General features: G+C 55.6%; 1 protein-coding gene. It reads left to right on the top strand.

What is annotated here, in order from left to right; all coding sequences use genetic code 11:
• On the top strand, positions 1-366 hold a 366-nt coding region (locus VQ044_RS25340), incomplete at its 5' end, for a hypothetical protein (protein ID WP_331827910.1).
• Between the last annotated feature and the right edge of the window lie 642 nt (positions 367-1,008).

Here is a 1,008-nt window from a genome sequence, read left to right as displayed (position 1 = left end):
GGTCGTCTCCAGGTGGCCGGTTCAACAACACCACTCTGTCAGAGAGCGGGTCGCTATCCACCCCATGGGATCTACTTTCTCACCGCCCTACCCACGTGGTATCTCGCAGCCAAAACAAAGGCGCCGCCCCGAAGGGCGGCGTGCCAAACCTTTGACTTTCTTAAAAAATCTGGAGCGGGTGAAGCGATTCGAACGCTCGACCCCAACTCTGGCAAGGTAGAGGATTGCAATCCGTCTTCATCGGCCGCCTTTAATCGACGCGCGGCGATGTCTAGCGTGCGAAATGGTGGAGGACTCGACTTAATCGCGAAAACCGTTTCAAAAACCGTTTCAGAATGGATATTTGAAACGGTGAAATGTGCATAAATTATTGAAATGATTGGCGCGCCCGAAGAGATTCGAACTCCTGACCCCCAGATTCGTAGTCAAAAGGTGAGTGGTGCGGGTGGCCGGGGTCGAACCGGCACTCCTTTCGGAACTGGATTTTGAATCCGCTGTGTCTACCAATTCCGCCACGCCCGCACGGCGCGAACCCATCGTGCAGTGCGCCTCGAGGATAGTCCGTCGCTCCAATATTGCGCCTGCGCCGAAAACGCTAAATGGTGAAAGACTATGCCAATCCGCTGGGCTCATGGCAGCGACGCGCGCGATTTCGCAGTGATTCGACCCTACTCGCCGCTCCTATGCTGCACCTCTGTCCCAACCGCAGCTGTCGCTTGCCCTGCGCGCAGTAGTCGATTGCAACAAGATGGCGACCCATCGCGCTTCACCTCTCCGGGAGGAAACGGCCGCTCATGGTGGCGCGAGGCGGACATGCGTCACGGACAGGTCATTACCGGCTGGCGACGTTCATCCTTTCAGATGGATCGCAGCATTGCGCCAAAGAGCAGTCGTTCGAACTTGCAATGAATGGCTAACACTACTTTGGCATATTTTTAGCGCGCGACGATTTTAGAGATTCCCAGGATGGGTTTTCGATGATTCATAGGAGGTCGGCTTTTTGGAGGG

The organism is Aurantimonas sp. C2-5-R2, from assembly GCF_036549495.1.
In the GTDB taxonomy this organism is placed as follows: Bacteria; Pseudomonadota; Alphaproteobacteria; order Rhizobiales; family Rhizobiaceae; genus Aurantimonas; species Aurantimonas coralicida_A.
The sequence above is the reverse complement of the archived record's forward strand: the minus strand, read 5'-3'. Positions and strand labels throughout refer to the sequence as shown.